Annotated in this window: 14 protein-coding genes; 11 read left to right on the top strand and 3 right to left on the bottom strand. The window is 53.8% G+C overall.

The window, feature by feature from the left end; genetic code table 11:
- Positions 1-325: 325 nt before the first annotated feature.
- Entirely contained in the window at positions 326-934 is a 609-nt protein-coding gene (locus IE105_RS14285) for a hypothetical protein (RefSeq protein ID WP_189499571.1), read from the top strand.
- 69 nt (positions 935-1003) lie between these two features.
- Here IE105_RS14285 and IE105_RS14290 read toward each other — a convergent pair whose 3' ends face one another.
- The gene (locus IE105_RS14290; protein WP_189499572.1) at positions 1004-2416 is read right to left on the bottom strand and encodes a TldD/PmbA family protein; all 1413 of its coding nucleotides are present in this window, start codon (positions 2414-2416) and stop codon (positions 1004-1006) included.
- Positions 2417-2643: 227 nt separating this feature from the next.
- On the opposite strand from IE105_RS14290, the gene coxB reads away from it, so the two are divergent.
- The 9 genes from coxB (at position 2644) to IE105_RS14335 (ending at position 9609) form a co-directional block, all read left to right on the top strand.
- On the top strand, positions 2644-3516 hold the full coding sequence (coxB, locus tag IE105_RS14295; RefSeq protein WP_189499573.1) for a cytochrome c oxidase subunit II: 873 nt from the start codon (positions 2644-2646) through the stop codon (positions 3514-3516).
- An 11-nt stretch (positions 3517-3527) separates the two neighbouring features.
- Entirely contained in the window at positions 3528-5174 is a 1647-nt protein-coding gene (ctaD, locus tag IE105_RS14300) for a cytochrome c oxidase subunit I (RefSeq protein WP_189499574.1), read from the top strand.
- Positions 5164-6198, top strand: coding sequence for a heme o synthase (locus tag IE105_RS14305; protein ID WP_189499575.1), 1035 nt, complete (start codon positions 5164-5166; stop codon positions 6196-6198). Before ctaD ends, IE105_RS14305 begins: the two co-directional genes overlap by 11 nt.
- Before the next feature lie 3 nt (positions 6199-6201).
- Positions 6202-6354, top strand: coding sequence for a hypothetical protein (locus tag IE105_RS14310; protein ID WP_189499576.1), 153 nt, complete (start codon positions 6202-6204; stop codon positions 6352-6354).
- Between the two features lie 13 nt (positions 6355-6367).
- Positions 6368-6934, top strand: coding sequence for a cytochrome c oxidase assembly protein (locus tag IE105_RS14315; protein ID WP_189499577.1), 567 nt, complete (start codon positions 6368-6370; stop codon positions 6932-6934).
- A 110-nt stretch (positions 6935-7044) separates the two neighbouring features.
- Positions 7045-7986: a cytochrome c oxidase subunit 3 gene (locus IE105_RS14320; protein WP_189499578.1), complete on the top strand. Its 942-nt coding sequence runs from the start codon at positions 7045-7047 to the stop codon at positions 7984-7986.
- Between the two features lie 9 nt (positions 7987-7995).
- Positions 7996-8334: a DUF983 domain-containing protein gene (locus tag IE105_RS14325; protein WP_189499579.1), complete on the top strand. Its 339-nt coding sequence runs from the start codon at positions 7996-7998 to the stop codon at positions 8332-8334.
- A 1-nt stretch (position 8335) separates the two neighbouring features.
- A complete protein-coding gene (locus tag IE105_RS14330; RefSeq protein ID WP_189499580.1) occupies positions 8336-9028 on the top strand; it encodes an SURF1 family protein in 693 nt (230 codons plus the stop codon).
- The gene (locus tag IE105_RS14335; RefSeq protein ID WP_189499581.1) at positions 9025-9609 is read left to right on the top strand and encodes a GNAT family N-acetyltransferase; all 585 of its coding nucleotides are present in this window, start codon (positions 9025-9027) and stop codon (positions 9607-9609) included. Before IE105_RS14330 ends, IE105_RS14335 begins: the two co-directional genes overlap by 4 nt.
- Here IE105_RS14335 and IE105_RS14340 read toward each other — a convergent pair.
- A complete protein-coding gene (locus tag IE105_RS14340) occupies positions 9606-11603 on the bottom strand; it encodes a TonB-dependent receptor plug domain-containing protein (protein WP_189499582.1) in 1998 nt (665 codons plus the stop codon). The genes IE105_RS14335 and IE105_RS14340 overlap by 4 nt on opposite strands.
- A 211-nt stretch (positions 11604-11814) precedes the next feature.
- On the bottom strand, positions 11815-12462 hold the full coding sequence (locus IE105_RS14345; RefSeq protein WP_189499583.1) for an LOG family protein: 648 nt from the start codon (positions 12460-12462) through the stop codon (positions 11815-11817).
- Between the two features lie 101 nt (positions 12463-12563).
- Here IE105_RS14345 and IE105_RS14350 point away from each other — a divergent pair, with 101 nt between their 5' ends.
- Complete coding sequence (locus IE105_RS14350) at positions 12564-13505, top strand: hypothetical protein (RefSeq protein WP_189499584.1); 942 nt, start codon at positions 12564-12566, stop codon at positions 13503-13505.
- Positions 13506-13515: the final 10 nt, after the last annotated feature.

Genomic DNA, 13515 nt, shown 5'->3' on the forward strand with positions numbered 1-13515 from the left:
AGGCTTTGATCGGATGCGCCCCCAAGCGCGCGGGCTCTGCCTTCGTGTAAATCGGTTCTCTATTGCTCTACCCGTCACGGGGGAGCGCCCGCGCTCGTGTCACCTCATGACACTTTCGCTAATGGCCGACCCCCCGATGGGCGGTGGGACGTGAGCGTATGTTCCGGGGTCAACGACCTCTCACGCCAGAACCACCAAGCCTTTACAAATACGGGTTGTTGGTCTTTCATAAAACTTAACATTGAAGGTTGCTCGCTTGATCGTTGAAATTATAGCGATCTGAGGAGAGGTGGGGCTCAAGAGGGCCTACAAAGGACGGTGTGTTATGATAGGGCGAACACGCGTCGCAGGGCTCATCGTGAGCGGGCTATTCGTCTTGGCTCCGCAGGCCAAGGCGCAAGCAACGGACGTTGACCCTCAAGCCAATCATTGGGTGTCGCAAAAAACGGTCATGTCCTACGGCGAGGGTTATTCGGATAAACGCAAAGCAAATAAGGAATTTGGCGAAACGCTCTTCACGTCATCGACGACGGCGCCCGGGATTTACTTTAGCTGCCTCGATACAAAATTTCGTGTTGGCGTGGTTTATGAGGCGCAAGGCGTGTCGGATGCTTTTCGAAATTTGGAAATTTACGGCATCAGCGGAAACGGTGCCTTCGTGCCGACGCCGAAGTCGCTTGCGTATGTTTCGGCGCGTTTTGATGGTCAGGAAAAGGTCGCGCTTGGCCAGTGGCTCTATTTTGAAGACACGTCATCGGCCCTCTCACGCGACAATAAAGCCGCACAGAAACTGTATAATGCCATCGTTCGGGGTCAAAGAATTGAAGTTACGATCAGGTCCAGCAACCATGTGACGCTAGTGGTGCCAAAATTTTCTGCGACCTTCGCCGACTTTGGCGCAGAATGCGGGATTGGTCGGCTGAGAAATCGGTAAATAGGGCGACACATAAAGCCCAAGGGCAAACTCCGTCGTTCGGAGCTGCCACCATTTCATAGCATTGTCTTACGCCGTCCCGCCCACGGTAATCTGTTCGACATAGAGGCTCGGTTGGCCGACGCCGACGGGGACGCCTTGTCCGGCTTTACCGCAGACGCCAATGCCGGGGTCGAGCGCCATATCGTCGCCAACGTGACGGATTTGGCCGAGCACTTTGGGGCCATCGCCGATCAGGGTGACACCTTTGAGCGGCTCTCCTATTTTGCCGTTCCGGACGCGGTAGGCTTCCGTGCATTGGAAGACGAATTTGCCGGACGTGATATCGACCTGACCGCCGCCGAAGTTGGACGCGAAGATACCGTCTTTCAGCTCAGCGATCATTTGGGCTTGGGGAATGTCGCCCCCGAGCATGAACGTATTGGTCATGCGAGGCATTGGCGCGTAGGCGTAGTTTTCGCGGCGGCCATTGCCCGTCGGGGCACTATTCATCAGGCGCGCGTTGAGGCGGTCTTGCATAAATCCAACCAGCCGGCCGTCTTCGATCAATGTGGTCCGTTCCGTGGGCGTGCCTTCATCATCGACGGTGAGTGAGCCGCGCCGACCGGGCAGGGTCCCATCATCGACAATGGTGACGCCTTTGGACGCGACTTGATCGCCCAACCGACCGGAAAAAGCGCTCGTGCCTTTGCGGATGAAGTCGCCTTCTAAGCCGTGACCCATGGCTTCGTGTAATAAAATTCCGGGCCAGCCAGGGCCAAGCACAACGTCGAACTGCCCGGCTGGGGCATCGACGCTGATAAGGTTGACTTGGGCTTGGCGCAGGGCTTCGCGCGCCATCGGTTGCCAAACTTCGGGTGTGATAATCTCGTCATAGGGGCGGCGTCCGCCCATGCCGACATAGCCGGACTCGCGGCGACCCTTGCGTTCGGCGATGACCATAATGTTGAGACGGACGAGGGGGCGAACATCATTGATGCGCGCGCCGTCTTGTTTGAGGATAGCAATCTCGCGGCGGGACCCGGCGAGGGTCACAGTGACTTGCACGACTTCGGGGTCGAGCGCGCGACAGAAGCCGTCGATCTGCTGCAACAGGCTGACTTTATCCGCAAAACCAGGGTCTTCTGTCGGATCAATGTTCGGATAAAGCGACGCATTGGTCCGGCGCGGTAAAGCGCTCATCACGCCGTCATGTCCAACTTTGACCAATTGCACCGCGTCCGAGGCCCGTGTGAGCGATTCGGGGGATAATTCTGAACTTTGCGCAAAACCGGAGGCTTCGCCTGCGACACAACGTAGCCCAAAGCCGCGCGATGTGTCGAAGCTCGCTGTCTTTAAGCGGCCATCATCAAAAGAGAGGGCCTCAGATGAAGATCGCTCGACGAAAAGCTCTCCATCGTCCGATCCACGCAGGGTTTCGTTCAGAATCCGTTGCGCCGCTGCGGCGTCCAGATCGCTATCATCAAATACAAAATCAGCCATGAGGCTCCCAATTGTCAAAGATTGGGCGGATCAATATCCGCCTTTTCGGGATTGGGGGAGGTAACAGGGGTTTATTCCGACAACAAGGCGGGATAAGAGCCAACGCAACTGCTGCGATGTCTGCGACAATCCGCGTCCTATAGGATAGTCGGAATGACGCACTATTGTGGCTACATAGACAACGGACGGGTCATCTTGATCCCTCCTAAGCATAGAATGAGGGTTTCATGCGCGCGATAAACGCCATGCTGAGCACAATGGGAGCCGGGGCTGTGTCTCTGGTCGCTGCCACTGTTGCTTTTGCTCAAGATAAACAAGTCGGCCCAGAGCCGGGCGGCTGGTTCTTCCAAGAAGCTGCGACGCCAGTCATGACGGATCTGATCTGGGTCCATAATATGGTTCAGATCATCATCACGGCGATTGTAATTTTCGTTGTTGTTTTGATGGGCTACATTTGCATCCGCTTCCGGGAGAGTAAAAACCCCGTGCCGAGCAAGACGTCACACAATACGTTGATCGAAATCATCTGGACCGTTGTGCCTGTGATCTTACTGGTCATCATTGCGATCCCGTCGATGAACCTTCTTTATAAGCAGGACCGCTTGCCGGAGACAGAAATGACCGTGAAGGTCGTTGGGAACACATGGAACTGGCTCTACAGCTATCCAGATTATGAAAATGTCGAAGAATGGGTGTCTAGCCCACTCGACAAAACGCAAGCCGAAACCGTTGGGCAACCTTATTTGCTCGCAACGGACGCGCCGCTCGTCGTTCCGGTCGGAACGAAAGTCAAAGTATTGGTCACGTCCGTGAATAATATGCACAGCTGGGCGATGCCTAGCTTTGGTGTGAAAATGGACGCCGTGCCGGGGATCATCAATGAAACTTGGTTTGAGGTCTATGAAGAGGGCACGTATTACGGTCAGTGTTCAGAGATCTGCGGAATTAATCACTACTATATGCCAATTGAGGTCAAAGTAGTGAGTAAAGCGGAATTTGCGCGCTTTATTGCGGCGGGTGGAGAGCCTGCGGATAAATTTGCAGCCCTAAATATTGATGATGCGAATGGCGGCGCAGCTATTATCGCGGCCAACGAGTAGAGAGACGGACAATGGTTGCTATTCACGGCGAAGATATTCCGGTCGCACACGACCACGATGAGAAACCCGCCTTTTTTGAGCGCTGGTTTTATTCAACGAACCACAAAGACATTGGTACGCTCTATCTGATCTTCGGGATGTTCTCGGGTCTGATCGGGGGCTTCTTGTCCTTTATGATGCGGATGGAACTGGCGTCGCCAGGTATCGACATCTTTACAAACGAGCATACATATTTGGTGTTTGTGACCATGCACGGTCTGATCATGATCTTCTTCATGGTCATGCCCGCGCTGATTGGCGGATTTGGTAACTGGTTCATTCCGATTATGATCGGTGCACCGGATATGGCGTTCCCGCGGATGAATAATCTGTCGTTCTGGCTTCTGCCCGTTGCGTTGATTTGTTTGATGGTGAGTTTCTTTGTGCCCGGGGCGGCCGAAGGGAATGGATTTGGCGGTGCGTGGGTCATGTATCCGCCGCTATCGACCACCGGGTCTCCGGGACCCGCATTTGACTTCATCATTATTGGTCTTTTGGCAGCGGGCTTCAGCTCGATCTTCGGGGCCATCAACTTCATTACGACCATTCTGAATATGCGCGCGCCGGGTATGACGATGCACAAAATGCCCCTGTTTGCGTGGTCCGTACTTGTCACAGCCTTCCTGCTCTTACTGGCCCTACCTGTTTTGGCCGCGGCTCTGTTCATGTTGCTCACAGACCGGATTGAAGGCGGCACAGCCTTCTTCGACCCGGCGCGGGGCGGTGATCCGCAAATGTTCCAGCACTTGTTCTGGTTCTTCGGGCACCCTGAAGTTTACATCATGATCTTGCCTGCCTTTGGGATTGTGTCTCACATTATCTCGACCTTCTCCAAGAAACCGATCTTCGGTTATCTCGGCATGGCTTACGCGATGGTCTCTATCGGTGTTGTCGGCTTCGTTGTCTGGGCACACCACATGTACACCATTGGTATGGATGTGAATGTGAAGGCCTACTTCGTGCTTGCAACCCTTGTGATTGCAGTGCCAACGGGCGTGAAAGTCTTTTCATGGCTTGCGACAATGTGGGGAGGATCAATCAGGTTCTCAGTGCCAATGTTGTGGGCGCTCGGCTTTATCTTCCTGTTCGTCATTGGCGGCGTCACAGGTGTTGTTCTCGCGAATGCGGGCGTCGATACCTACCTGCATGACACCTATTATGTCGTTGCGCACTTCCACTATGTTCTGTCCATGGGAGCCGTCTTCGGTATCTTTGCGGGCTGGTACTATTGGTTCGGCAAGATGTTTGGCTTCCACTACAGTGGTTTTCTCGCCCGTCTTCACTTCTGGCTGTTCTTCGTCGGCGTGAACGTGATCTTCTTCCCGCAGCACTTCCTCGGGCTGAACGCTATGCCGCGTCGTTATATCGATTATCCGGAAGAGTTCGCGATGTGGAACGAGATCAGTTCCTATGGCGCATGGATCACGCTGGCGTCTGTTGCGGTGTTCTTCATCATGCTCACTGAAGCCTTCTTGAAGCGCAATAAGCGTCGGGTCGGAAACAATTACTGGGGTGAAGGAGCGACAACGTTAGAATGGACTATTTCTAGCCCGCCTCCCTATCACCAGTTCAGCGTCCTGCCGCGTATCGATGGCGGTGACGAGGGTCATGATCACTAACGCCGTGGTCGCCTCATCTGACACTCCTCAAGGGGCCGCCGGCGATAATCCGGCGGCCTTTTCTGCAACGCCAAATGGCGCGGGCCTGTCGCTGGCCGGGCCGGGCGATTACTTTGCGTTGATGAAGCCACGCGTGATGAGCATTGTGATTTTCACGGCCATTTGCGGGCTTTTGCTGGCGCCAGGATCTGTGTTCGAAACAATTGGTTTGGGGTCGGCCCTCATCTCTATTTTTTGCATCGCGCTTGGCGCGGGGGCGTCGGGCGCGCTGAACATGTGGTATGATAGCGATATTGACGGCGCGATGGCGCGAACGTCGCAACGGCCTATTCCCAAAGGTGTCCTCACCGCGAAAGCCGCGCTTGGCTTTGGTATGGTCATGTCGATCGCGGCGGTGTGGTTGCTTCTTGTCGCGTCCAATTGGGTCGCGGCCAGCTTGCTCGCCTTTACAATCTTTTTCTACCTCGTGATCTACACGATCTGGCTGAAACGCAGGACACCGCAAAATATCGTCATTGGCGGCGCGGCGGGAGCCTTCCCACCGATGGTTGCCTACGCGGCTGTCACGGGGACCGTGACGCTCGACAGCCTTGTGTTGTTCTTAATTATTTTCTTCTGGACGCCGCCACATTTCTGGGCGCTCGCACTGTATAAGCAGACGGATTACGGTCGTGTGGGCATTCCCATGATGCCGAATGTAAAAGGGGCTCCGCGGACCCGCCTTGAGATCATCATTTACAGCGTTCTGCTGTTTGGTTTGACACAATTGCCCCTCGTCACAGGCTTGGGCGGCGTTGTGTACGGCGTCGCGAACCTGCTGCTGAGTGGCACATTCCTTGTCTTGGCGTGGCGCGTCTTCAGGTCGCAGGCAGGGGACAAGCCTTCCGATGCGGATGCAGGTACACTCTATGCGGTGAGAGCCGGAAATCAGGCGGCGCGGAATCTCTTCGCCTATTCTATCCTGTATCTCTTTGCCATTTTCGCTGTCTTGACGGTGGATCATTTGTTCTTTGTAGGAGCGTAAATTATGCCCGAATATAGGAATGAACCAACTGAATTTGCGGAACCTACGCAGGCCGAAATTCGGGCGAGAACGGGTCGCAACATCGCGATTGCCTTAGGTCTTGTCATTTTCTTGATTTTGATCGCCGTCTCCATCGTTCTCCGGCAACCTGTATAAAGGAGGCTGACGCATGACCCGTAACACCACGACTCAGATTCTGCTTGTTGGCATCGCCATTGGCATGCTCAGCCTCGGATTTTATTCTAAGACAATTTACGATACATTTTGTCGGATTACGGGCTTTGGCGGCACGCCGCAGATCGCCATGAACGAAGATAACCTCTCCGTCGTTTTGGACCGAACGATCACTGTGAACTTTGACAGCAATGTCAGCCCGTTCTTGCCGTGGGAGTTTAAACCCGCGCAACGATCGATGGAGGTTCAGCTTGGACAGACGGCATTGGCATCTTACACCGCGAAAAACACCTCGGATGAAGCCGTGACGGGCGTCGCGACTTTTAATGTCACACCCATGAAAGCGGCCCTTTATTTTGTGAAAACCGAGTGTTTTTGCTTTACCGATCAGACGTTACAGCCCGGGGAAGAAATGACCATGCCGGTCCTATTCTTCGTTGATCCGGAAATGGATGCGAGCGATCGTCATAAGGATGTGACGGAAGTTGTCCTTAGCTACACATTTTTCGTCGCGGAGGATCAACCCGAAGCGACGGTGGCCACCGACAAAGCACTGCCATAAAGGCAACAAGCGCAATCGCCGTGGTTGCGAAGCAAACAGGCCGTCGGTATAGGCGGTTAAACTAGATAAGAGTATCGTGCTGATTGCACACAGGATTAAGGGAAACGCTCATGGCTGGCGCCGTTGAACACGACTATCACATTCTACCGCCGAGCCCGTGGCCGTTCCTGTCGGGCATAGCGTGCCTGGTCTGGGGCACCGGCATGGTGACCTTATTCACAGGTCTTGTGTCACGTACTGGCGAAAGTCCGATGATGGAGTTTTTCTTCGCCCGGGGTCTCGATACAATTCAAGGCCGTGAAGGCTCAGGTGGCGGGTGGATCATCCTCCTGATTGGCACATTGATGGCCGCTTACTGCATGTTTGGTTGGTGGCGCGATGTGGCCGCAGAATCTTCGCGCGGTGAACATACGCCCGTGATTGATCTGGGTCTGCGCTACGGCATGATCATGTTTATCATGCAGGAAGCGATGTTCTTCGTCGGTTGGTTCTGGATGTTCTTCGAACTGGGTCTGTTCCATAAATCCCGCGCGGGCTGGAACCCGGATGTACTTGAAAACGCAGAAGCCTATGCGTCTTGGCCTCCGCCCTCCATCGAAACAGTTCCTGCGTTCGAGCTGCCGCTCATGAACACATTGATTCTGCTTCTGTCGGGCACGACTGTGACATGGGCGCACCATGCCCTGATCCATGGCGACCGTAGGGGCGCGAAATGGGGCCTTGGCCTCACTGTTATCCTGGGGATTTTGTTCACGGCTGTGCAAGCTTACGAATATACGCACCTGTTCCATTATCGTCTGGAAGATGGGCTTCACGGTACATTCTGGCTCTCGACGAACGTCTATGGTTCAGCCTTCTTTATGGCGACGGGCTTCCACGGTTTGCATGTCTTGATCGGGACAATCTTCCTGTTCGCGATGTGGGCCCGGTTAATGAGCGGTGGACTGACACCAGAGAAGCACTTTGGTCTCGAAGCGGCCGCTTGGTATTGGCACTTTGTCGATGTGGTTTGGTTGTTCTTGTTTGCTTTCGTCTACGTCGCCTTCGCTTGATTATTTGACATGGCCGCACGATGTCCAGTCTGTGGTCGCGGTAAGCTTTTTGCGGGTGTCCTAAAATTCAGAGAACGCTGTGATGTCTGCGATGCAGATTTCACAGCGCTCGAAGCTGCAGACGACGGCCCCGCCATCATCGTCATCTTTCTTGTCGGGATATTTATTGTCCCGTTTCCTGTCCTCTTAAGCGTGCTTAAGGGCTGGCCAACATGGCTGTCGCTGGGCCTGTTCATCCCGATTATCATTTTTGTCTCAGTCGGGCTTTTACGCGTTCTGCGCGGCGTCATGTTTACGCAGGCGTGGAATCGAAAAGCGATTGAGCGACGTTATAAGAACAAAAAATAAAATGGCCGTTCGTTTTCGACCCCTGCCGGGCCTCACTGTTGCTGTTCTTATTTGCCTCCCGATCTTGCTGGGTTTGGGGGTGTGGCAATATCAACGGTGGCAATGGAAAACGGACGTGCTGTCTGAAATCGACACCGCCGTTTCAGCGCAACCTTTACAAGGGGGCGTTGACTTGGCGTCCCTCGCAGACGGCACCCCGATCGATTTTCGGCGCATTCAAATTGACGGTATTGCGACAGGGCCAACATGGCATGTTTACCGGCCCGACGGCGCTATACAGTGGCAACCCTTTCGAATTGTTGAGACCGAAGGGCAGACTATATTGCTGGGTTTCCCATCCTTTGATGATCGTGTGAAAGAGACTGTATCCGGCCCAGTTTTGGACGGGAAACGGGCCGGGTATGTTCGCCGCATTCGTCCGGCAACGGGATTTGGCAAATGGCTGGGCGCGGATAATAGCCCTGAAACGAACCGATGGTTTGAGATCAATCCTGACGGCGCGTGGTTAGCGGGGTCGGATATATATATCGACCTACACCCGACGGAACGTGATGCCACAGCCCTGCCTATTCGGCGGCCAGACATCGCAAACAATCATGTCAGCTATATGCTGACGTGGTGGTCGTTTGCCATCATCTTGCTGGTTATCTACGCGATATTGCATCAACGGGCGGGTCGATTGTCTTGGTCATGAGTCGGTTCGGACAACGAGTTACGACGGACACAGACATTACTGTCCCCGGTTCCGGGGCCATGTTGGTGCTGCGTCATCCGCGCTGGACCGATTTTGAGGAATGGGTCGATATTCGCCGTCGTGACGCGGACTATCTGCGTCCGTGGGAACCGGATTGGGCGGAGGGGCATTTGTCACGCGCCAGCTATAAGACCCGCCTGACAGTCTTTAAAAAACTGGTCGCGACGGACAAAGCCTATCCGTTTCATATCGTGCGGTCCGATACGGGGGGGCTTATCGGGGCCGCCAATCTAACCCATGTTGAACGCGGCGCAGCCCAGTCGGCCAAACTTGGCTATTGGGTGTCCCGAACGGAAATGAACCGCGGTCATGGGCGCGCCGCCGTGAAAGCGCTGACAGGCTTTGCTTTCGACACGCTCTCGCTGCACCGTGTGGAAGCGGCCGTGAAGGCTGATAATACGCCGTCCGTTCGTGTCTTGGAAAGCAATGGCTACGTCTACGAAGGGACGGGGCGGGGTCTATTGAGGATTAATGGGGAATGGGCAGATCACGCGATATATGCGCGCTTGCGAACCGATTAGAATGTATCGCTGAGAACAAATGAGAGGCGACGACCCCGCTGTCGTTCAAACTGCTCAGTTCGCGTCAAATCTCCCATTCGTCGATCCGCGCCAAGGTACCGATCACGGCTTTGAATGACCGTATTGTCGAGCAAATTAGTCCCTGTGATAGAAAGCCGCATCCCGAAAAAGTTTTTGTGGATGATACCCGCTGACAGGAAAGGTTTGCGTACATCAACAATTCTAACTTCGTCGAGCCGGAAAAACGGGCTCGATTCATCATTGTCGATCTGGCTTGTCAGCGCCCAATCTGAGCTTGGAATATCATATCGTGCGAACAGGCTGTAACGATATTCTTCGTTGAAATTGACCTGACGGGACACCCCGCTCAACGGATCATCAATATTAGAATCCCCAATGCCGACGTCCATTTCCAAGCGTAAACCGGGCAGGCCGAGTGTATCGAACAGCAAGGTCGCATGGGCATCAATCCCGTAGCGCACGGCGGAGTCCAAATTACCGGGCCCTTCAGCCGTATTGCCGATGAGAACCCGGTCAATCGGATCTTCGATCAATTCCAGGTAAGGACGAATACGTCCGGAGAGAAGTTTGTCATCTGTGCGCTCAAATTCCACAGACAGGTCCCAGCTTTGGGAAGGTTTGATCTGGGCATTTCCTGCGGTCATAAGACTGTCCGCTAAATTCCGGTCAGACACAAAAGTGCTGAAATCTAATTGCCCGACACTACGTTCAATATTGGCGCGAACAGAATAGCGGTTTGAGACTTTATAGCTCATCGCGGCAAACCCTTTCGGCCGCAAAAAGTCACGCGCAGCACTGCGCGGAGTCACGACTTGCAAACTCGAATATTCAGCCCCGATGGAGGCTTGAAGCGAAAGATCGGGTTTAATCTGCCAACTGTCGGTCATGCGCGCATTGAAACGGTTTTCTTCGACACGGACAGTATCATAAACGGGTGAAACGAAATTGCTTTCAAACCGAGTTTCGGATTCAAGGAAATTAAAGGCATATTCTGCGGACAGTTGCACATCATGACGGTCATTGGATTTAAACCCATACTCGGCCCGCGCAATCGTTTCGCCCTGTTTGATGTCTTCAGCGAAGGCCGTTCGAACGGCAGGCTGTCCCGCTGGCGCGAGCACAAATATCGTTTCGCTTTCACTGTCGCTGATGGTGTTTAAACCGATTAGCTTCAACGTCCCGTCAAATGATCCTAGGTTGAACGGGACAGCGTAATCGCCGCTGATTTCAAACTCCACTTCGTCTTCGCCGGCCTGAGCAAAGCTCTCTCCGGATGTCCGGTTCGGATCAATGGCAGTAAAAACTTCTCGGACCCCGCTATTATTATTGTCCAATTCAAAGGACGCATTGAGATTTGCGACATGATTGGCAAACCGGCCCGTTGTTGGTGTCCACGTTAACGCGAGGTTTGCGCCGGGGGCGGCGTTGCGCAGGAAGACGTCTTCAGTACGGTCTTCGATGACAGTTCGAGAGGCGTCGAAATATGTTTCGACTGAATCTTCGGTCAAAGTGAATTGTCCAAGCTCAAGACCGACGGTGAATCCAATATCGCCCCGTGTCCCAGACAGGTTGATTTCACCTTCTAGGAGTTGCGGTTCAGTGCCATCCTCAAACCGGGCCGCGTATCGCCAGTTGCCCGACAGATCGACGGCGCGGGCGACAATATTGACAACTTGCCCGGACAGACCGGGTATATCTAAGGACGCTCCGTCCAATAACTCAATCCGCACAACAGTTTTGGCGGAGATTCTTGACAAGATATCATCTGAATTTTGGGCTTTGGTGGACGGGCGCCGTCCATTAATGAGAACATTAGTTCCGGCTTCGCCAAAGCCGCGTTCTGTATCGCTACTGCGTAAAGAAAAGCCCGGAATACGATCAACCATATCAAGAGCTGTATTCGGATTAAATTGACTAAAGAACGCAGGCGAGTAGATTTCTAGCGTTTTCGCGTGAGTGTCATTTTCGGTCACGGGTTGTTGAGCCAGAGCAGGTCCGGAAAAGCAGACCCATGCAATGGCAACAATAGCTGACGGCCTGCGAATCAAATCATGTCCTGTCATGCCGAAAATATCGACATTACCCTAAAGCCGACAATATTCCATTATCTGCCGTATTCTGGAAGGTCTAGAGCACAATCGAATGTTTTATAAGAATATTTGTCCTTTCTTACTTCGGGGTTAATTACGCCAAAGCCTCAACGCTCGCGGACCGTAACATCAAGGGTTTGCGCTCTAGCGGATTGTTGAGGCGTTGATTGATCACCTTAAACGCGGCACCAACAGACGACGCGCTCAATATATCCGCCGCCATGTCTTCACCGGCGAAACCTTCATTGATGAGGCGATTAAACTCGCTGAGCAGACCATCCCAAAAGCCTGTATCAGACAGAAAGAGTATGGGTTTTTCATGCAGGTTGAGGCGTTGCCAGGACAAAACTTCGATAGCTTCTTCTAATGTACCAATCCCACCGGGAAGGATGATAAAGGCGTCGGCTTCGTTATACATACGGATTTTCCGAGTGTGCATATCCGGCACAATTTCATGTTCAATGTCTGGAAATAAGGCCTCAACTTCGCAGAGGACTTCGGGAATAACGCCGAGGACGTTGCCGCCACTTGTGTGGGTTGCGCGGGCGACAGCTCCCATTAAGCCCAATCCGCCGCCGCCATAAACGAGCCTTAGTCCCCGTTGTGCGATGGCATTACCGAGACGCGTCGCAAGGGCCAGATGTTCGGGTGCATGGCCGGGTGATGAGCCACAAAAGACCGCTACAGATTTAAAATTCAAGTCCATTTCCGTCTCACTCACGTTCAAGTCTGTGTCTGTCATTCTGTCATCTCTTCTTATCATTCGTCGCCGTCACGGGCATGAGTATCATCTTTGAATATAACGCACCCCTAGCGGATGTGTTGCGATGACCAAGGATGAAAATGAAACAGACGCGTGTCCTCGGCATGATCATTGGCGGATTAGTGCTTGCGCTCATCCTCTTTGCAGGCGTGAGCTTAAGCGGCCGGTGGGGCGTTTCGACGGGCGGCGGGAGCGAGGCCGTGGCGCCCATCGCGGCGTCCTTGACGCCCGTCACGTTCACGCGAGTGTCGGAAATAACGGTAGACGGCCGAGCCGTTTTGCAATTGTCAGGTTTAGCGGAGCCGTCATCTGTCATAGCTTTACTGGACCGAGGGGATCGTCTCTTGCAAGTACGCGCGACCCCGCAGGGAGTCTGGTCGGCCCGATTGAATGTCACAGGCCCCGGTATGGCGGTGGAAGCAATCCTTTTCGATACGCCCCCATCTGACGCACAATCTGATACGAGCCAAATCACGTCCGACGAAGACCTGGAAGCGATGACAAGTATACGTGGGGTAGAAACCATTTTTCGAATTCACAGGGCGACTGATGGCGATGGGACAGAGTCTGCGCTCATTATGATTAGCACGCCTGGCGCTCCAACCCGGTTGGTCCAGAGCCCATTCAATGGTTTGCCAAGCAATGGCCCGTTGGCGATGGGGGCGATTGATTATGACGATAAAGGCGGCGTTATTTTTTCGGGTGTGTCAGAGGTTGAAGGGCGTGTGCGCCTCTATGTCGCGAATGCGGCCATAGGCGAAACGCGGGTTGGGGCGGATGGTCGCTGGACATATATTGCCAGCTCAGTGATGCCCCTCGGCGAATACGAAGTCCGCGCCGAGCTCCTCGACGGTGTCGGAAACCCCGTTGTTTCCGTGCCGTTCGAAAGATTACCGCCCCTGCCACCATCGGGGTCGGATGACGGATCATTGTCAGTCAGTTTCTCGTCTTATCGATGGCAGATCCGCCGCTCACTTGTCGGCGGCGGAACGCAGAGCACAGTAATTTTTGCGCCTGAATAGGCCCGAATAA

This window comes from Algimonas arctica (assembly GCF_014652695.1).
Classification (GTDB): Bacteria; Pseudomonadota; Alphaproteobacteria; order Caulobacterales; family Maricaulaceae; genus Litorimonas; species Litorimonas arctica.